Annotated in this window: 15 protein-coding genes and 2 pseudogenes; 10 read left to right on the forward strand and 7 right to left on the reverse strand. The window is 72.9% G+C overall.

The window, feature by feature from the left end; translation table 11 throughout:
- Positions 1 to 14: 14 nt before the first annotated feature.
- Positions 15 to 449: a VOC family protein gene (locus OG429_RS12755; protein WP_328925433.1), complete on the forward strand. Its 435-nt coding sequence runs from the start codon at positions 15 to 17 to the stop codon at positions 447 to 449.
- Positions 450 to 593: 144 nt separating this feature from the next.
- Positions 594 to 1,043, forward strand: coding sequence for a hypothetical protein (locus OG429_RS12760; RefSeq protein ID WP_328925434.1), 450 nt, complete (start codon positions 594 to 596; stop codon positions 1,041 to 1,043).
- A 15-nt stretch (positions 1,044 to 1,058) separates the two neighbouring features.
- Here the strand turns inward: OG429_RS12760 and OG429_RS12765 are convergent, their stop codons facing one another.
- Together OG429_RS12765 and OG429_RS12770 are read right to left on the reverse strand one after the other, a co-directional pair.
- A complete protein-coding gene (locus OG429_RS12765; RefSeq protein ID WP_328925435.1) occupies positions 1,059 to 2,246 on the reverse strand; it encodes a lipid-transfer protein in 1,188 nt (395 codons plus the stop codon).
- An 11-nt stretch (positions 2,247 to 2,257) separates the two neighbouring features.
- A complete protein-coding gene (locus tag OG429_RS12770) occupies positions 2,258 to 4,390 on the reverse strand; it encodes an acyl-CoA dehydrogenase (RefSeq protein ID WP_328925436.1) in 2,133 nt (710 codons plus the stop codon).
- A 138-nt stretch (positions 4,391 to 4,528) separates the two neighbouring features.
- On the opposite strand from OG429_RS12770, the gene OG429_RS12775 reads away from it, so the two are divergent.
- Positions 4,529 to 6,838 (forward strand): MDR family MFS transporter, encoded by a 2,310-nt coding sequence (locus OG429_RS12775; protein WP_328925437.1) that lies wholly within the window; start codon positions 4,529 to 4,531, stop codon positions 6,836 to 6,838.
- Positions 6,839 to 6,858: 20 nt separating this feature from the next.
- On the opposite strand, the gene OG429_RS12780 is transcribed toward OG429_RS12775, so the two are convergent.
- Genes OG429_RS12780 through OG429_RS12800 form a run of 5 tightly spaced genes read right to left on the reverse strand, consistent with a single transcriptional unit; the run spans position 6,859 to position 12,688 of the window.
- Positions 6,859 to 8,481, reverse strand: coding sequence for a serine/threonine-protein kinase (locus OG429_RS12780; RefSeq protein ID WP_328925438.1), 1,623 nt, complete (start codon positions 8,479 to 8,481; stop codon positions 6,859 to 6,861).
- 35 nt (positions 8,482 to 8,516) lie between these two features.
- Positions 8,517 to 10,091, reverse strand: a complete 1,575-nt coding sequence (locus tag OG429_RS12785; RefSeq protein ID WP_328925439.1) for a serine/threonine-protein kinase — start codon at positions 10,089 to 10,091, stop codon at positions 8,517 to 8,519.
- Positions 10,088 to 11,617 carry a serine/threonine-protein kinase gene (locus OG429_RS12790; protein ID WP_328925440.1) on the reverse strand — a complete coding sequence of 510 codons (1,530 nt, stop codon included), beginning with the start codon at positions 11,615 to 11,617 and terminating at the stop codon, positions 10,088 to 10,090. Before OG429_RS12790 ends, OG429_RS12785 begins: the two co-directional genes overlap by 4 nt.
- Positions 11,618 to 11,619: 2 nt before the next feature.
- Entirely contained in the window at positions 11,620 to 11,880 is a 261-nt protein-coding gene (locus OG429_RS12795) for a DUF397 domain-containing protein (RefSeq protein WP_328925441.1), read from the reverse strand.
- Entirely contained in the window at positions 11,840 to 12,688 is an 849-nt protein-coding gene (locus tag OG429_RS12800) for a helix-turn-helix domain-containing protein (protein ID WP_328925442.1), read from the reverse strand. Before OG429_RS12800 ends, OG429_RS12795 begins: the two co-directional genes overlap by 41 nt.
- 84 nt (positions 12,689 to 12,772) lie before the next feature.
- Between OG429_RS12800 and OG429_RS12805 the strand changes: the two genes are divergently transcribed.
- The 7 genes and pseudogenes from OG429_RS12805 (at position 12,773) to OG429_RS12835 (ending at position 18,092) form a co-directional block, all read left to right on the forward strand.
- Positions 12,773 to 13,183 (forward strand): ATP-binding protein, encoded by a 411-nt coding sequence (locus tag OG429_RS12805; protein WP_328925443.1) that lies wholly within the window; start codon positions 12,773 to 12,775, stop codon positions 13,181 to 13,183.
- Positions 13,184 to 13,240: 57 nt separating this feature from the next.
- Positions 13,241 to 13,642: pseudogene (locus OG429_RS12810) on the forward strand (DUF4259 domain-containing protein); the annotation flags it as partial.
- A gap of 93 nt (positions 13,643 to 13,735) precedes the next feature.
- Positions 13,736 to 14,281, forward strand: a pseudogene (locus OG429_RS12815) (SMI1/KNR4 family protein); the annotation flags it as partial.
- A gap of 59 nt (positions 14,282 to 14,340) precedes the next feature.
- On the forward strand, positions 14,341 to 14,982 hold the full coding sequence (locus OG429_RS12820) for a class I SAM-dependent methyltransferase (RefSeq protein ID WP_328925444.1): 642 nt from the start codon (positions 14,341 to 14,343) through the stop codon (positions 14,980 to 14,982).
- Between the two features lie 72 nt (positions 14,983 to 15,054).
- Positions 15,055 to 15,990, forward strand: a complete 936-nt coding sequence (locus OG429_RS12825) for an N-acetylmuramoyl-L-alanine amidase (protein ID WP_328925445.1) — start codon at positions 15,055 to 15,057, stop codon at positions 15,988 to 15,990.
- A gap of 150 nt (positions 15,991 to 16,140) precedes the next feature.
- A complete protein-coding gene (locus OG429_RS12830) occupies positions 16,141 to 16,968 on the forward strand; it encodes a hypothetical protein (protein WP_328925446.1) in 828 nt (275 codons plus the stop codon).
- A gap of 113 nt (positions 16,969 to 17,081) precedes the next feature.
- Positions 17,082 to 18,092, forward strand: a complete 1,011-nt coding sequence (locus OG429_RS12835; protein WP_328925447.1) for an LLM class F420-dependent oxidoreductase — start codon at positions 17,082 to 17,084, stop codon at positions 18,090 to 18,092.
- Positions 18,093 to 18,223: the final 131 nt, after the last annotated feature.

Genomic DNA, 18,223 nt, shown 5'->3' on the forward strand with positions numbered 1-18,223 from the left:
GTTACGGTGACCTGATGGCAACGATCAAGCAGTTCCAGGTCACCTTCGACTGCGCGGAACCCGAGCGCGTCGCCCGTTTCTGGTGCGAGGTGTTGGGGTATGTCGTACCGCCGCTGCCGGAGGGATTTGCCACTTGGGACGACTTCGACCGCTCGCTGCCGCCCGAGCGTCAGGGCGCGGCGTTCGTCTGCATGGACCCCACAGGTGTGGGCCCGCGCATGTACTTCCAGCGCGTTCCCGAAGGCAAGGTCGCCAAGAACCGGGTGCACCTCGACGTGCGGGTCGGCACCGGGCTCGTGGGTGATGAGCGCCTCGCCGTACTTGAGGCCGAGTGCGCACGACTGGTCGCGCTCGGTGCGGTATGCGTGCAGGTACTGCGTGCCGATGGCGTCAACGAGTCGTGCATCCCGATGCTGGACATCGAGGGCAACGAGTTCTGCATCGACTGAGCCGACGCAAACCTCATTCAATCCCGCCGCTGAAAATGGCGGTGCGCCGTGAATCGCGACGTTCGACGGGGTGGTGTGCGCAATGCGCACACCACCCCGTCCTTTGCTTTACCATTGCGCGACCCATGAGACACCAGGTGACCCATGCCCACCGTAGAAGAGTCCCTCGCCCTCCTCATCAGGCAGGCCGCGATACGGGCCTGGAGCGAACCGCTCTCCCGCACGTACGCCGTCCTCCTCGCGTTCTGCGCGCTGTGGGCCATGACCGGCGGCGTCGGGCTGGGTGACGACGCGAGCTGGTATCCGCGTCACCTGGCGGTCATCCTGACGATGCCCTGGATCCTCGCCGTGCACCTCTTCCTCGTCGTCACCCAGCTCGACGCCTGGCTGCTGGGTTACAACTTCTACTTCGAATCGCCCGCCTGGCTGTTCGAGCCGCTCTGGGCGGCCTACTGCCTCGCCGCGGGGCTGTTCAACGCGGCCGCCCTCGCGCGCTTCTCCCGATCGGCCCGCTCTGCGGGCACCTCCCCCTGGGTGGTACCGGCCGCCGCCGTCTGCTTCTTCGCGGCCCTGCTCGGAATCTGGCACGCCTGAGCCGCCGCGCCCCGTCTACCTGCGCAGCAGCGTCACCACCGCCGCGCCGCCCAGGCCGATGTTGTGTGCCAGGCCGACCCGGGCGCCCGCGACCTGGCGGGGGCCCGCCTCGCCGCGGAGCTGCCAGACCAGCTCCGCCGCCTGCGCCAGACCGGTGGCACCGAGCGGGTGGCCCTTCGAGATCAGCCCGCCGGAGGGGTTGACCACCCAGCGCCCGCCGTACGTGGTCGCGCCCGACTCCACCAGCTTTCCGGCGGCGCCGTCCTCGCACATGCCCAGCGCCTCGTACGTCAGCAGCTCGTTCACCGAGAAGCAGTCGTGCAGCTCGATCACGTCGACGTCCTCGATGCCGAGCCCGGACGCCTCGTACACCTGCCGCCCCGCCGCCGCCGTCATCGGCTTGCCGACCACGTCGATGCACGAGCCCGACGAGAAGGACGCCTCCGTGTCCGTCGTCATCGACTGGGCGACGATCTCCACCGCCTTGTCGTGCAGCCCGTGCATCACCACGAACCGCTCCGACACGACGAGAGCCGCCGCCGCGCCGTCCGACGTCGGCGAGCACTGCAGTTTCGTCAGCGGCGAGTGGATCTCCTTGGCCGCCAGGATCTCCTCGACCGAGTACACGTCCTGGAACTGCGCGTTCGGGTTGTTCGCCGAGTGCCGGTGGTTCTTCGCGCCGACCGCCGCCAGCTGCGCGGCCGTGGTCCCGTACCGCTCCATGTGCTCGCGCGCCGCGTTCCCGAAGATCTGCGCGGTCGGCGGGGACATCTCGAAGCCGTGGCCCGCGGCCATGATCCCGTAGTGCCGGGCGACCGGCGACGTCTTGAAGTCACCACCGTCCGCGCCACCCCCCAGCGCACCGCGCTTCATCTTCTCGAAGCCGAGCGCCAGCACGCAGTCGCTGATGCCGCCCTGCACGAACTGCCGCGCCATCATCAGCGCCGTCGAGCCCGTCGCGCAGTTGTTGTTCACGTTGTAGACGGGGACCCCGCTCAGCCCCAGCTCGTACACGGCCCGCTGCCCGGCCGTGGAGGCCTGGAAGCAGTACCCCACCGGCACCTGCTCGACCAGGTCGTACCCCACCCCCGCGTCGGCCAGCGCCGCGGACCCGGCCTCCTTCGCCATGTCCCAGTATTGCCAGTCCCTCGACTCCGGCTTCTCGAACTTCGTCATGCCGACGCCCACGATGTACGACTTCATTGCGCTGACTCCTAGTCCCTGGGAAGGCCGAGGATCCGCTCGGCGACGACATTGAGCTGGACCTGCGTGGTGCCCCCGGCGATGGTCAGGCAGCGGGACATGAGCATCCCGTGCACCGCCCGCTCGCCCGCCCCCTCCCGTACCGCGCCCGCCGGTCCCAGCAGTTCGAGCGCGAGCTCGGCGGTCCGCTGCTGGTGCGGGGTCTGGACGAGTTTGCGTACGGACGCGCCCGCGCCCGGCTCCAGCCCCGAGACCTGCTGGAGCGTGGTGCGCAGCCCGATGCAGGCCAGCGCGTGCGCCTCGGCGGCCAGCGCGCCGATCCGCGCCCTGTACGTCCCGTCGAGGTCGGCGGAGCGGGCGAGGAGCGCCTCCAGGCCACTGTCGAAGCTCATCTGGTCGGCCATGTGGACCCGCTCGTTGCCGAGGGTGTTCCGGGCGACCTTCCACCCGCCGTCGGCGGCGCCGACCAGCGCGTCCGCCGGGAGCAGCGCGTCGTCGAACCAGACCTCGTTGAAGAGGGCCTCCCCGGTGATCTCCTTCAGCGGCCGGACGTCGATGCCGGGGGTGGTGCGCATGTCGACGACGAAGTAGCCGAGCCCCTTGTGCTTGGGCGCGTCCGGGTCGGTCCGGGCCAGCAGGATCCCGTAGTCGGCGCTGTGCGCGGAACTCGTCCACACCTTCTGCCCGTTGACCCTCCAGGAGCCGTCGGCGGTCCGCTCGGCCCTCGTCCGCAGCGAGGCCAGGTCGGAGCCCGCGCCCGGCTCGGAGAAGAGCTGGCACCAGGTGACGTCCCCGCGCAGGGTCGGCAGGACGTAGGCCTCCCGCTGTGCGTCCGTCCCGTAGGCGATCAGCGAGGGCACGACCCAGGTGGCGATCGAGAGATCGGCGATCTTGACCCCTGCGGCCCGCAGCTCCTGCTGCACGACGAGCTGTTCGACGGGGCCGGCGCCGAGGCCGTAGGGGGGCGGGAGGTACGGGGCGGCGTAGCCGGTGGGCGCCAGGATCCGGCGGGCGGCCACCGGGTCGAGCCCGCGCGCGTCCTCGATGGCGGTACGGGCCTTCGCGCGGTACGCCTCGGCCCCGGCCGGGAGTTCCAGGCGCAGCTCCCGCCGCGCGCCCGCCGCCGCGAGCCGTACGGCCCGTACGCGGTGCCCGTCCCCGGGCCCCAGCAGCTGGCGGGCGACCAGGGCCCGGCGCAGGTGGACGTGGGCGTCGTGCTCCCAGGTGAAGCCGATCCCCCCGAGCACCTGGATGCAGTCCTTGGCGCACGTGTAGGCGGTGTCGAGCGCACTCCCGGCCGCGAGGGCGGCGACCAGCGACCGCACCTCCGCCGCCTCGCCCATCGCCTGGGCCGCGTCCCAGGCCAGCGCCCGGGCCTGCTCGAGCCGGACCAGCATGTCCGCGCACAGGTGCTTGACGGCCTGGAACTGCCCGATGGGCCGACCGAACTGCTCGCGCACCTTCGCGTACTCGGCGGCCGTGTGCAGCGCCCAGGCCGCGGTGCCGCAGGCGTCGGCGGCGAAGAGCGTGCAGGCCAGGTCGCGGACCAGGGTCGCGTCCAGCTCCAGCAGCCGGCCGGCCGGGACCGTGACCCCGCGCGCCCGCACCTCGGCGGTGGGGCGGGTCGGGTCGGCGCTCTCGTGCGTACGGATGTCCAGCGCGGCGGCGGCGACGGCGAACCAGCGGGTGCCGTGCGCGGCTTCGGCGGCGAGCAGGACGAGGTCGGCCTCGCCCGCGCCGAGCACCGGGGGCGCGAGCCCGTCGAGCAGGTGCCCGCCGCCCTCGACGGCGACGGCGGTCAGGGTGCCGGGTCCGAGCGCGACGGCCCCGACCCGGCCCGCGAGGGGCTCCGCCCCGGCCCGGTCCAGCAGCACGGAGGCCAGCGCGCTCGGCAGGAAGGCCCCGGGCAGAGCGGCCCGGCCCGCCTCCTCGACCACGACGGCCAGGTCGAGGAGGGTCCCGCCCTCAAGGTGCGGCTCCAGCAGCCCCTGAGCGGTCATCGCGTCCCAGTAGGCCGGCCGCACCCCCGTCTGCGGCGGGGTGTCGAGGAGCTTGCGCACCGCCTCGGGCGGCACGGCCCGCGCCACCCACCCGCGCACAGCCTCGGCCAACTCCCGCTGCTCTTGCGTGATTCCGATGCCCATGCGCGGCAGACTAGAACACGTTCCAATCTGACGGAAGGTCAGATCGCCGTGTTCTTTCATCGCGGGGTGGACGCGCACGCCGTCGCCGATCTCACCTGTTCCTCACCCTGTGCCGACGGCCTCGGCTAGATTCCTGATGTGGACCCGTTAACCGTCGATGACCCGACGCACGTAGGCCCCTACCGCCTCATCGCCCGCCTGGGCGCGGGCGGCATGGGCCTGGTCTACCTCGGCCGCTCAGAGGTCGGCCGCACGGTCGCGGTCAAGGTCGTGCAGCCCGAGTACGCGGCCCAGCCCGAGTTCCGCAGGCGCTTCGCCCGCGAGGTGGCGGCGGCCCGGCGGGTGGGCGGGAGCTGGACGGCGGACGTACTCGACGCGGACACGGACACCGAGGTCGAAGTGCCGTGGGTGGCCACCCAGTACATCGCCGGACCCGATCTGACCAGCGTCGTCGCCCGGGACTTCGGCCCGCTGCCCGAGCACTCGGTCCGCATTCTCGCCAACCGCCTCGCCCTCGCGCTGCAGGCCGTGCACGAGGCGGGCCTGATCCACCGCGACCTCAAACCGTCCAATGTCCTGGTGACGGTGGACGGACCCCGCGTCATCGACTTCGGCATCGCCCGGGCGATGGACAGCCTGACCGGCGACAGCCTGCACACCCGCACCGGCATGCTGATCGGCTCCCCCGGCTTCATGTCGCCCGAACAGGTCCGCGGCCTCGCACTCACCCCCTCCAGCGACGTCTTCTGCCTCGGCGCCACCCTCGTGTACGCCGCCACCGGACGCCTCCTCTTCGGCGCCACCGACACCGGCCTGAACGCCCACCTCTTCCGGATCGCCGAGGAGGAGCCCGACCTCACGGACGTGCCGGAGCCACTCCTCGACCTCGTACGCGCCTGCCTGGAGAAGGACCCGGCCAACCGGCCCACCCCGGCGCAGATCGCCGCCCGCACCGGCGGGGACGATGGAGGGATCTGGCTGCCGGGCGAGGTCCTGGCCCAGCTGGGGCGGCATGCCGCCCAGTTGCTGGACTACGTTCCCGCGGCGCGCCCCGAAACCCCCGCTGCCATGCCCGTGACGGAGACCGCTCCCCGCGCCCCGGCCGCCCCTGCCTACACCCCGACCGCTCCGGCCGACGGCGTCCCCGACCCGTCGTCCCGCCGCCGGCGGGGCCTGGCGGTGGTCGCGCTGGCACAGCTGGCGGTGCTGCTCGCGGCGACGACCTGGAACCCCTTCACCCTCAGCCGTGATGTCGAGGACTTCTACGCCTTCGCGGTCCCCTTCGGCGCACTGCTGCTGCTCGGCGGGCACATCGCCGACCGCGTGGGGAGCAAACGGACGCTGGGCATTGGCCTGGTGGGGCTCGCGGCTGCCTGTGCGCTCGGCAGCTCGACCGGAGCCTCGCTCTTCGGGCCGCTGAACCTGGCCCGCACCCTGCAGGGCGGCTTCGGCGCACTGGTGACGGCGGCAGCGCTGACCCTGGTGGCCACCGGCTTCCCCGAACCGAAGGAACGGATCAGGGCCTTCGGGGTCTACGCCACGATCAGCATCGGCGGGCCGGTGCTGGGAATCGCGGCCGGCGGGCTGCCCCCGAGGCCGGTCCTGGCCGTCGTCGCGCTCCTCGCCCTGATCGCCCTGGCCGGAACGCGCGTCCTGCCGCACGACCGCCCGGACCGCACCGGCACCCGCTTCGACCTGCCCGGCGTGCTGCTCAGCGCCCTCGGGACCGCCGGCCTCGTCTACGGCTCCGTCAAAGCGTCGTCGGGCTGGGCCGACTCCGGGATCGTGACTCTGTTCGCGGGGGGCGTCGTCCTGCTCGCGGCCTTCCTGTGGTGGCAGAGCCGTTCGTCGAACCCGCTCCTTCCGCCGTACGTCCTGGGGGACCGCAGCAGGCTCGGCGGCTTCCTCACCATGCTCCTCGCCGGTGCGGGCGTCCTCGCCCTGCTGCCGGCCCTGGCCCGCATTCTGGTGGCGGTCCTCGGCTACTCCGCACCCCAGGCCGGACTGGCCATGTCACCCATGGCCGCCGCGATCGCCATCGGCTCCACCCAGGTCTCCCCCCGCCTGCTGCACCGCGGCGTGGCGCCCCGTGTCCTCATCGTGGCGGGCCTGGTGATCACGCCGCTCGGGGTGGCCCTGACCATCATCGGCGTCGATACCGGGGGCGGATACCCGGCCCTGCTCCCCTTCATGATCCTCGCCGGCCTGGGTGTCGGCCTGGCGTTCATGCCGATCTTCGCCACCGCGACCGCCGCCACCCTCCCCGAGCACGCGGGCGCGGCCTCGGCCGCCGTCGTCACGGCCCAGCTCGTGGGTCAGGGGATCGGCGGGGCGCTGGTCGGCAGCATCCACGCCCCGCCCTGGTGGGCGGTCGTCTGCCTGCTCCTCGCGGGCCTGACCGCCCGCCTCATGGTGACGGCCGAGGCCCCTGTTTCCCGCCGCGGTTAGACCGCCCGGACACGGCCGGATCAGCGGGTGGCGGATTTCAGCGCGGCGCGGGCGACCTCCTTCGCCTTCGTCTCGCAGTCGCCCTTGGCGTACGGCTTCGCGGAGAGGCCCACCCAGACGGAGAGGTTGCCCTCCCGGACGGAAAGGACACAGTTCCAGTCGGTCGTGGGGGAGCCCCAGTAGGCCTCGGTACCGAACCCGAGGCGGGGTGCCTCGCGCTGACCGGCGGCCTCCAGGCGGAAACGCTCCCGCTGGGTACCCGCGTTGGCAGTCGCTTCCCCGCCGAGAGTGAGGTCCCAGCGGACCTGCGCGGCCGGTGAGGCGGAGTTCCGGCGCCCCTCCCAGTTGCAGCCCGACTGCGCACGCTCGGCCGTCTCGGACCAGGTGTCGAAGGCCGACAGCTCCCCCACCAACGGCAGTTCCTTGTGGGCCACGTTGCAGCTGGGGACGGTCGTGTAGGCGAGGGGAGCCGTGACCCGGTCCCGTACGTACAGCGCGACGCCGGTACCGGCCACGAGGAGCACACCGGCCGCCGCCAGGGCCGCGATCCGGCGCGGACGTCGCCACGGGCTGCGCGGGCGAGCGTCCTCCGGCGCGACGGGCGGGGCAGTCGGGACGGGCGGGATCCGCGGGTCACTCGGCGGGGGCTCCTCCGTGTCCGCCGTGGCCGGTCCCTTCCGCGGTTCAGGTGCGGGTTCGGGTACCGGGGCCGGGGCGGTCGGCTCCAACGGCTCGGCCGGGCCGTGGCCGTCGAGCAGCCGGTCGATGTCCGCCCGCTGCGCGGCGATCATCCCGTACACGGCGGACGGCCACTGGCGGCCCGCCGGAGCCACCGGACCGATCAGCTCGCGCAGCCTCGCCGGGGACGGCCGGGCGGCCGGGTCCTTGGCCAGGCAGCTCGCGACGATCTCGCGCAGCCCCGCCGGAACGGCGCTCAGGTCGGGCTCGGCGTGCACCACGTCGTAGAGCGTCCGGAGGGTGGAGGACCCGGTGAACGGACTGCGGCCGGTCGCCGCCATGACCAGCACCGAGCCGAGCGAGAACACGTCACTGGCCGGTGTGAGCGGCTTGCCCTCGGCCTGCTCGGGCGACATGTACGAGGGCGAGCCGACGACCCACCCGGTCCGCGTCAGCCCGGTGTCCCCCTCGGCCTCCGGCTCCGTCGCCCGCGCGATGCCCAGGTCGATGACCCGTACGCCGTCCTCGGCGAGCAGCACGTTGGCGGGCTTGAGGTCCCGGTGCACCAGCCCGGCCCGGTGGATCTCCGCCAGGGCCGACGCCAGCCCGGCCGCGAGGCGCCGTACGACGTCCTCCGACAGCACCCCGGCCTTCTCGACGACGGCGCCCACGGACGGCCCGGGCACGAACACCGAGGCGAGCCAGGGCGTCGGGGCGTCCGCGTCGGCGTCGATCACCGCCGCCGTGTAGGCGCCGGACACCTTGCGCGAGGCGGCGACCTCACGCCGGAAACGGGCCCGGAAGCTCTCGTCGTCGGCGAAGTGCGCGAGCACCTGCTTGACGGCGACGAGCCGCCCGTCCGGCCCGGCCGCCAGCAGCACGCGCCCCATACCGCCCTGCCCCAGCACTCCGAGCACGTCGAACGGCCCCACGTGCTTCGGCCCCGAGGGCTCCAGGTCTTCCATCCCGCCCCGTCCCAATCTCTCCACTCGGCCCGCGCTCAGCGCGGGACGGCCGCCAGCGCGGCGCGGGCGACCTCCTTGGCCTCGGCCTCACAGGTCGCGGCGGGATGCTCCGCACCGCCGAGGGCCACCTCCACCACGAGGTTGCCGTCGCGCACGTGCAGCCGGCAGATTTCCGTTTCCAGCGCTTTCGGCCTCCACTCCGCTTGGTCCCCCACCCCGAGACCGGTCTCGGTGCGAGTGTGGCCGAAGCCGATCCGCAGGCGCTCCGTCCCGCTGTCCCCGCTGCGGCCGCTGCGCTCCAGTCTCCAATCGACGGAGGCGTACGGCGGCGGCTCGTTCTCGTGGGCCGCGTCGTAGGCCGGCAGCCACGCGCAGTGCGCAGACGCCCAGCTGGCCTCGTTGCTGTACGTGTCCTTCTTCTCGTTCCGGGCCGGCAGCGGGAGCTTCCCGGCCGCCTCCGCGCAGCGCGGCACGCTCAGGTACCGGTCCGCTTCGGCCGGCGGGCGCGGCGGCGGCTCCTCCTTCTCGCGCAGCAGGTACGTGGCTGCGGCCACGGCCGCCACGAGGGCCCCCGCCAACAGCAGCAGGCTCCTGCGGCGCAGGCGCATGCCGCGTGGCGCGTGCGCCCGTTCCGGGCGGACCGCGCGCGGGGCGGTGGCGGTCGCCGCGTCCGGGTCCGCGTCCGGGCCGGAAGGCGCATCCGCCGGCCGGGCCGTGCTGTCCGGGTCCCGGAGCAGCCGGTCGATCTCCTCCTGCTGTGCGGCGGCCATGCGGTCGACCGCGTGCGACCACTGCGTGCCGTCGGCCGTGCCGGTCAGGCCCAGGATCTCGGCCGGGGACGGCCGGGCTGCCGGGTCCTTGGCCAGGCACCGGGTGACCAGGCCGCGCAGGCCCGGCGGCAGGCCGAGGAGGTCGGGTTCGGTGTGCACGACGTTGTACAGGGTCAGCGCCACCGTCGGCGCCACGAAGGGGCTGCGCCCCGTCGCGGCCATGACCAGCACCGACCCCAGGGAGAACACGTCGCTCGCCGGGGTCAGTTCACCGCCCTCGGCCTGCTCGGGCGACATGAACGCGGGCGAGCCGATCACCGTCCCTGCCCGCGTCAGCTCGGTGACCTCGCCGGGCCGGGCCACCCGGGCGATGCCGAAGTCGATCACCCGTACCCCGTCCCGGGCGAGCAGCACGTTGTCGGGCTTGAGGTCCCGGTGCACCAGGCCCGCCCGGTGGATCTCCGCGAGGGCCGTCGCCAGCCCGGCGGCGAGCCGCCGTACGGTCTCCTCGGGCAGCGCCCCCGCGCTCTCCACCGCGGCCCCCAGCGCGGGCCCGGCCACGAACACCGAGGCCAGCCACGGAGCGGCCGCCTCCGCGTCGGCGTCGAGGACGGCCGCCGTGTAGGCGCCGGAGACCTTGCGCGAGGCGGCGACCTCACGCCGGAAACGGACGCGGAAGCCGTCGTCGTCGGCGAGGCGGGCGTGCACCTGCTTGACGGCGACGAGCCGCCCGTCCGGTGCGGCGCCGAGCAGCACGCGGCCCATGCCGCCCCGGCCGATCTCGGCGAGCAGCCGGTACGGCCCCGCCACGGCAGGATCCGACGCCCCCAGTGGTCTCATGATCCCCTCACCACGTCCACGGCCCGCCCGGCGAACTCCCGGGTGAAGGCCTCACATTCGCCGGGCGGGTAATGGGGCCCGTTCACCGAGACGACGACCGTCATGTTGACGTCCCGTACGCGCAGCTTGCAGCTCGGATCCGCCTCGAAGTCCGGCGGCTGCCACAGCCCCTCCTCGGCGAACCCGAGGGCGAGCTCGCGCCGGGTCTTGCCGCGGGCGTAGGAAGCCTCGTGGTACTTCTTCGCCTGCTCGGCCCCGGTGCCCTTGCCCTTCAAGCTCGTGAAGAACCGCCACTCGACCCGGATCTGGTCACCGGTCCGGGTTGCCCAGTTGCAGTCGACCTCCTCCGCGCCCGACGCCTGTTGCGGACTTCCCCCGCCTGCGGGTTCGAACCCGGACGGCACGCTCAGCTTGGAAACGGTCTGCTCACAGTGCGGGGGCGACGCCGGGTACACGTCCTTGCGCTGTGCCAGCGGTGTCGTGCCGGGCGTCGGCACGGGCTCGGGTACGACCTGGCGGTAGGCCTCCACGACGTAGGGCCGCCCCACGGTCAGCCCGATGGCGGCCACGGCCGCCAGGCCCGCCACGGCCGCGATCAGCGGCCGGGTCCGGCGGCGGCGCCACACGGGAACCGCTTCGGGAGCCGTTTCGGGACGCGTGGCCTGGCGCACCAGTGCGCCCATCACGACCAGCTGGTCGTGGATCAGCGTGTTCACCGCCTCCGGCCACGGCCGCGCCGACGGCTCGACGGGGCCGATCAGCGCGAGCAGCTCCTGCGGCGTCGGCCGGTCGGCCGGGTCCTTGGCCAGGCACGGCGCGATGATCCCGCGCAGGCCGGGCGGTACCTCGCTCAGGTCCGGTTCGGCGTGCACGACCTCGTGCAGGATCCGCGGCACCGAACTCCCGACGAACGGCGCCTTCCCCGTACAGGCCATGACGAGGGTCGCGCCGAGCGAGAACACGTCACTGGCCGGGGTGAGTTCCTGCCCCAGGACCTGCTCGGGCGACATGAACGAGGGCGACCCGATGAGCGAGCCGTCGTGCGTGATCCGCGTCTGGTCCCCCACCGCGCGCACGATGCCGAAGTCGATGACCCGTACGCCGTCCTCCGCGAGCAGCACGTTGGACGGTTTGAGGTCCCGGTGGATCAGCCCCGCCCGGTGTACGTCGGCCAGGGCGTGCGCGAGCCCGGCGGCCAGCCTGCGCACCGCCTCCTCGGGCAGCGGCCCGGCGGTCTCCACGGCCCGGCTCAGCGAGGGCCCCGGCACGAACTGCGAGGCGAGCCACGGAATCTCGGCATCGGGGTCGGCGTCGATCACGGCCGCGGCGTAGCCGCCGGCCACCCGCCGCGAGGCATCCACCTCGCGGCGGAACCGCGCCCGGAACCCGTCGTCCTCGGCCAGCTCGGCATGCACCTGCTTGACCGCGACGTACCGCCCGTCCGGCGCCACCCCCAGCACCACCCGGCCCATCCCGCCCTGGCCGAGCACGGTGACCGTCCGGAACGGCCCTATGTGCCGCTCCACTCCTAGAGGACGCCGACGAACGCAGCGAAGGCGGCAGGACTCACGGTGAAGAAAGGGCCTTCGGGGTTCTTGGAGTCCCGGACGGCGACCCGGGTGGGCTGGGTGGCGACCTCGACGCAGTTCCCGCCCGTGTCCCCGCTGTACGAGGCCTTGCGCCAGGCGGTGGCGCCGAGGGGGGCACACTCGACGCAATCGCCTCCGGTGCCGCCGCTGTAGCTGGACTTACGCCACAGCGCTCCCGTCAGGTTCTGGTTGGTCCCCATAACGTTCCTCCCGTACGCGGGCGATCAGTGCCGCCGAGTCTTCCACGGAGAGGGCTGCGGCCTGCAAGTGATCGTATCGGTGCGCACAGTCCCTGACCGTGTCTGGATTGGCGGTCACGTTGGCCGAGCCATAGCTCTCGGCGTAGACAACGTCCGGGTCCCGTTCGAACCTCAGAACGTTGAACGACCCTACCGTCGCCGGATGTTCACCGGCACCGAATGGCAGCACCTGGATTCGAACCTCGCGCCGGTCGCGGAACCCCAACAAATGGAGGAGTTGGTTCCGCATAACCTCAGAGCCACCGAACGGCCTGTGCAGCACCGCCTCGTCCAGCACTACCCAGACCAGCGGCGGGCGTTCTCTGCTCAAAATTCGCTGCCGCTCGATCCTTGCGGCCACCGCTTCATCGAGCTTGTCCGACCAGCCTGCTCGAAGCACCGCACGTGCATAGTCCGGGGTCTGCAACAGGCCGTACACCAGCTGCGCCTGGAACGAGGAGATATAGGCAGCCCGCGCCTCCATCTCCGCGTACGCCTGGAACCAGTGCGGCAACTGACTCCGCAGCACCAACCCCACCAGACGGGAGAACACCCCGCCCGTCCCCAGCGCCGCGTCCACCCGCTCCGAGAAGTCCCGCGTCGGGACCTTCCGTGCCGTCTCGATCTGCCCGATCAGCGAAGCCGTGCAGAAGACGATGCCGCCCAGCGCCCCCTGTTTCAGCCCCGCGTCCTCTCTCAGGCGGCGCAGTTCCGAGCCGTAGTAGTCCAGCGGCGATGCGCTGGGATCCAGATCGCGGATGTTGACCATGAGGCGGTCACCCCCAAGTCCACGCCGTGCGGCGTTCGTTTCGGTCCGTAGCCGAGCGTAACCACACCACCGCACGCTGGTGACATGAATCACGCAACTGACCTCTCCCCCGCGGAGACCGGCGACAGCTACCGAATGGGCTTCACCGTCGGTGCGCACTCGGCGCGGCACATGCGGCGCGTGCTGCGGGTGCTGCTGGCGAGCTGGGGTCACGGCGGGCTGGCCCACGCCGCCGAGCTGGCGCTGACCGAGCTGGTCGCCAACGTCGTGCGCCACGTCCCCGGCCGGGACTGCTCGGTGCTGATCCGGTGCCGTCGGGCGGGGGTGCGGGTGGAGGTGTCCGACGGCTGCTCCGCCCCGCCCCGGGTGACGCGCGGCGGCGCGGAACTCGCCGAGGGCGGCCGGGGGCTGCTCCTGGTCGAGGCCGTCACCGACCGCTGGGGCACGACGCCGCTGCCCACGGGCAAGACGGTCTGGTTCGAGTGCGACGCGTAGGGGCGTGTCAGTGGCACCTGCCACGATCCGGGGACACGCGCACCACGAGGAGAGACCATGGGCACCTGGGACGTCGGCCCCTTCGACAACGACACCGCCGCGGACTTCTCCGGCGACTTGGACGACGCAGCCGAGAGCGAGCGGGCCGGCATCATCAGGAGCGCGCTCGCCCGCGTCCTCATCACCCACGACCACCTCGACCAGGACATCGCGGTGGAAGCGGTGGCCGCAGCGGCCCTCGTCGCCGGGCAATGCCCCGCCGGCGAGCCCGTCACCACCGCGTACGGCCCGGACCTGCCGCTCCCCGAGCTTCCCGTCGACCTGCGCGAACTCGCCGTCCGGGCCCTCGACCGTGTCGTCACCGAGCCGTCCGAACTGATGGAACTCTGGGGCGGGTCCGACAAGGAGCTCGACTGGCGCCGGACGCTCCGCTCCCTGCGGCAAGTCCTCGTGCCCGCCCAGCCGGTGCGGCAGTCATGGGCCCGGATCGACGCATGGATGCTGGCCCACGCCCCGGCCTCGTACGCCCTGCTCGCGCCGCCAGCCGATCCGGCCGAAATCGAGGCCGCCCAGGCAGAGATGGGACTGCGCTTCCCGGCCGACCTGGTGGAGTCGCTGGCCTGCCACGACGGGCTGACAGAGTGGGCCAACCTGCTGCCCGACCAGCCGCCCCAGTCGATCGCGGACATCCTGGACCACTGGCGGATGCGCGTGGAGGCAGCCGGTGACGACTCCGACTTCTGCGAGCCCGACGAGGAGAGCGGCGAGCCCTGGTGGCACCCGCAGTGGATTCCGTGGGCCCAGAGCCACAACACCGCGCAGGTCATCGACATGCGGGACGGGCCGCGCCAGGGCCGTCTGGGCACCGCAGCGACCAACGACACCGGGCACTTCGCCGCCGGTTGGCCGTCCCTGGCCTCCTACCTGACCGCGGTCGCGGACGCCCTCGACCACGGCGGCGAGGTCGACGGGGACGTGCCGTACCTCACCCCGCAACGCGAACTGTGGTGGTCCTGCCTCGGCGAAGCAGAGCTGAATGGCGAACCCCTGACCCCGGCTCCCCGCGCGCAGCCGCAGGTCACGGCCCCCCGGGCGTAGCGCCCTACCAGCCGGTAGGGCAGCATGGGCCGCCACACACGCTCACCGTCGGAGGAACCATGGCCACCCCCAAGCCGGAGACCCTCGCCGCCTTCGAGGCAGCCAAGGGGTTCATGCCCGTACGGGAGGGGCTCGCCCTGTACGAGGCCGCCGCCGCGGCCGGGGCGCTCGGGCTGCCGCTGCTGGAGGTCGGGACCTACTGCGGGCGCTCGACGATCCTGCTGGCCGACGCGGCTCGCGAGGCCGGGGTCAGCGCGATCACCGTCGACCACCACCGGGGCAGCGAGGAGCAGCAGCCGGGCTGGGAGTACCACGACCCGACGGTCGTGGACCCGGAGATCGGTCTGATGGACACCCTGCCCACCTTCCGCCGCACCCTCCACAAGGCCGGGCTGGAGGACCACGTGATCGCGATCGTGGGGCGCTCCCCGCAGGTCGCGGCCGCCTGGGGCGGCCCGCTCGGCTTCGTCTTCATCGACGGCGGCCACACCGACGAGCACGCCACCGGCGACTACGAGGGCTGGGCCCCGCACGTCGCCCCGGGCGGCACGCTCGTCATCCACGACGTGTTCCCGGATCCGGCCGACGGCGGCCAGGCCCCGTACCGGATCTACCTGCGCGCCCTCGCCTCGGGCGCCTTCGAGGAGGTCTCGGTCACGGACTCCCTGCGCGTGCTGAGCCGCATCGGATCCGGCATTTAACCGACAATCGCACCACGCCCCCGGATGGCCCACTGCCCGAGCCCTCCGGGGCCCTGCGTCTAGCATCGCGGCGTGCGCAACGACGACAGCCCCCCGCCTCCCGAAGCCGCCGCGCCGACCGGGCCGGACCACCGGACCTGGTTCACGCGGCGCTCCACCCTCGTCATCGCGGTCGCCGCGCTGGCGCCGACCGCCCTGGCCGGCTGGGTCCTGACCCAGGTGCTGACCGGGGCCGGGCCTGAGGGCCGCGACGCGAAGCCGACGGCCGCGTGGAGCGCCACCCCGGTCACGCCGGCCTCCTCCCCCGTCACGCCCTCCGCGGCGCCCGCCAAGGGAACGCTCACCGGCCGGACCGTCGTCATCGACCCCGGCCACAACACGGGCAACTTCAAGCACACCGACGAGATCGACCAGCAGGTGGACATCGGCACCGGCCGCAAGGAGTGCGACACCACCGGCACCACCACCAACTCCGGCTACATGGAGGCGGAGTTCACCCTCGACGTCTCGCTGCGCCTGCGGACCGCCCTGGAGGCCCAGGGCGCCAAGGTGGTGCTCACCCACGAGGCCGACCGCCCCTGGGGGCCGTGCATCAACGAGCGGGCCCGCATCGGCAACGAGGCCAAGGCCGACGCCGTCGTCTCCGTCCACGCCGACGGCGTCTCCGCCGGAAACCGCGGCTTCCACGTCATCCTGCCCGCCAAGGTCAAGGGCGGCGCCGCCGACACCGCGGCGATCGTCGAACCCTCCCGGCTGCTCGGCGAGCGGATCGCCGGGAACTTCGCCCGGACCACCGGATCGGCCCCCGCCAACTACCTTGGCTCCGGTACCGGATTGGTCGTCCGCGACGATCTCGGCGGACTGAACCTGTCAACGCGGCCCAAGGTGTTCATCGAATGCGGCAACATGCGTGACGCCAAGGACGCGGCGCAGCTGACGAGTCCGGAGTGGCGGCAGAAGGCGGCCCAGGGCATCGCGGACGGCATCGTAGGGTTCCTCGGGGGGTAAGTCCACGGGCAGTCCCGCCGGGACTGCTCGCAGCCCCGATCCTCTCGGCCGCGCGAGACCTCCGTACCATGGTGCCGCCCGCCCCGCTCCAGGCAAGCTCTGTGACCGCGGCACCACGAGACGACCGAGACCGAGAAGGACACCTAAGACGTGAACATCCGCTCCCTCACTCGAGGCGACGGCGTGGTGATCGGAGCAGCGGTGCTGCTGTTCATCGCCTCGTTCCTCGATTTCTACTCCACCACCGGTGGCGACCTGCCGAGCGCATGGGACACCGACTCCTACCGCCTGGTGCTCCCCAGCGTCTTCCTGCTCGGCTTCATCGCCGCCGGCCTGCTGGTCGCCGGCCGCTTCCAGCCCGAGACCCGCAAGGTCCTGGGCCTTCCGCTGGTGGCGTGGGGCACCGTGCTCGCCGTCTCGGCGGCCTGGTCCGCGCTGTGGGCCCTGATCACCTGCCCGAGCCAGCTCGACCTCGGCGCGGGCGCCATCCTCGCCTTCCTCGCCACCCTGGCCCTGGCCGGTGTGGCCGTGGCCGGCGCGAAGGTCCCGGCGCTGGCCGGCCAGCTGATGCCGGAGCCGCGGCCCGCCGCCGTTCCGCCGTTCGGGGGCCAGCCCCAGCCGGGCGCCGGGTACGGCTACCCGGGCGCCCAGCAGCAGCCGTACGGCACCACTCCGCAGCCGGTCCCGCCGTACGGCGGCACGCCCACCCCGGCCCCGGGCCCGGGCCCGCAGGACTCCGGCCAGCACACCCCGGCTCCGGCGCCCGCCCCGGCGGGCGACTTCACCCCGTTCTGGTTCGCCGTGCCGGTGGCCCGCCCCCTCTTCGCCGAGGACGGCTCCCCCACCCCGATCGCCGAACTCGCCCCGGGCACCTGGTACCTGGCGGTCGAGCAGCGCGACGCCGCCACCCTGATCGCCCAGACCCAGGACGGCCGGCGCGGCGTCCTGAACGACACCTCGGGCATCCAGCGCGGCTGATCCCCGTTCCCGCACGGCCGACGGCCCCCCGCCCTTCCGGGCGGGGGGCCGTTGCCCTACAGTCGCCTGACGCACCGTCAGAAATGGCTGCCGGCATCGCGGAGGGACCGTACATGCGCCTCGGACTCGCACTCGGCTACTGGGGCCGCGGCCCCCACGCGGACCACCTCGCCCTCGCCACCGAGGCGGAGAGCCTCGGCTACGACTCGGTGTGGACCGCCGAGGCCTGGGGCTCGGACGCCTTCACCCCGCTCACCTGGATCGCCGCGCACACCTCCCGGATCCGGCTCGGCACCGCCATCGCGCAGATGGCCGCGCGCACCCCCACCGCCACCGCCATGCACGCCCTCACCCTGGACCACCTCTCCGGCGGCCGGATGATGCTGGGTCTGGGCCTGTCCGGCCCGCAGGTGGTCGAGGGCTGGTACGGACGCCCCTTCCCCGCGAGCCCGCTGACCGCGACCCGCGAGTACGTCGACGTCATCCGGCAGGTACTGCGCCGCGAGGGACCGGTCGCGCTGGAGGGCCGCTTCCACCAGCACCCGTACCGGGGCGAGGACGGCACCGGCATCGGCAAACCGCTGAAGCCCATCACCCACCCGCTGCGCGCGGACCTGCCGGTCCTGCTGGGCGCCGAGGGGCCGAAGAACATCGCGCAGACGTCGCGGATCGCCGACGGCTGGCTCCCCCTGTACTGGTCGCCGACCCGCACCGACGTCTACCAGGCCTCGCTGGCCGAGCTCCCCGAAGGCTTCATGATCGCGCCGATGGCCCGCGCCAAGGTGTGCGACGACGTCGCCGAGGGGCTGTTTCCGGTCAAGGCGATGCTCGGCTTCTACATCGGCGGCATGGGCCACGCTGCCCGCAACTTCCACGCCGACCTGATGGCGCGGATGGGGTACGAGGAGGAGGCCCGCCGCATCCAGGAGCTGTTCCTCGCCGGACGCAGGGAGGAGGCGGTCCTCGCCGTCCCGGACGCGTTCGCCGACGAGATCTCGCTGATCGGCCCCCGGGAGCGGATCGCCGAACGCCTGGAGCTGTGGCGCAAGGGCCCGGTCACCGACCTTCTCGTCACCGCCCCCGACCCGCACACCCTGCGGGTGCTGGCGGAGCTCAACAACTAGGGCCCCGATGTGACTATGTGACGTGACAGCGGCTGTCCGAAAGTGGATGATGATCGTCGCCGCTACGGGTTTCGCGTGCGCCCGACTGCCGCCGGGGGGAACTGGCCGCACAACGGTCGCGAAGCGCCGCA

The sequence above is a fragment of the Streptomyces sp. NBC_00190 genome (genome assembly GCF_036203305.1).
Classification (GTDB): Bacteria; Actinomycetota; Actinomycetes; order Streptomycetales; family Streptomycetaceae; genus Streptomyces.

Excerpts from the sequence above, each read along its gene's own strand:
- OG429_RS12755 (WP_328925433.1), top strand. The coding sequence starts at position 15 with ATGGCAACGATCAAGCAGTTCCAGGTCACCTTCGACTGCGCGGAACCC.
- OG429_RS12760 (WP_328925434.1), top strand. The coding sequence starts at position 594 with ATGCCCACCGTAGAAGAGTCCCTCGCCCTCCTCATCAGGCAGGCCGCG.
- OG429_RS12765 (WP_328925435.1), bottom strand. The coding sequence starts at position 2,246 with ATGAAGTCGTACATCGTGGGCGTCGGCATGACGAAGTTCGAGAAGCCG.
- OG429_RS12770 (WP_328925436.1), bottom strand. The coding sequence starts at position 4,390 with ATGGGCATCGGAATCACGCAAGAGCAGCGGGAGTTGGCCGAGGCTGTG.
- OG429_RS12780 (WP_328925438.1), bottom strand. The coding sequence starts at position 8,481 with ATGGAAGACCTGGAGCCCTCGGGGCCGAAGCACGTGGGGCCGTTCGAC.
- OG429_RS12785 (WP_328925439.1), bottom strand. The coding sequence starts at position 10,091 with ATGAGACCACTGGGGGCGTCGGATCCTGCCGTGGCGGGGCCGTACCGG.
- OG429_RS12795 (WP_328925441.1), bottom strand. The coding sequence starts at position 11,880 with ATGGGGACCAACCAGAACCTGACGGGAGCGCTGTGGCGTAAGTCCAGC.
- OG429_RS12800 (WP_328925442.1), bottom strand. The coding sequence starts at position 12,688 with ATGGTCAACATCCGCGATCTGGATCCCAGCGCATCGCCGCTGGACTAC.
- OG429_RS12805 (WP_328925443.1), top strand. The coding sequence starts at position 12,773 with ATGAATCACGCAACTGACCTCTCCCCCGCGGAGACCGGCGACAGCTAC.
- OG429_RS12820 (WP_328925444.1), top strand. The coding sequence starts at position 14,341 with ATGGCCACCCCCAAGCCGGAGACCCTCGCCGCCTTCGAGGCAGCCAAG.
- OG429_RS12835 (WP_328925447.1), top strand. The coding sequence starts at position 17,082 with ATGCGCCTCGGACTCGCACTCGGCTACTGGGGCCGCGGCCCCCACGCG.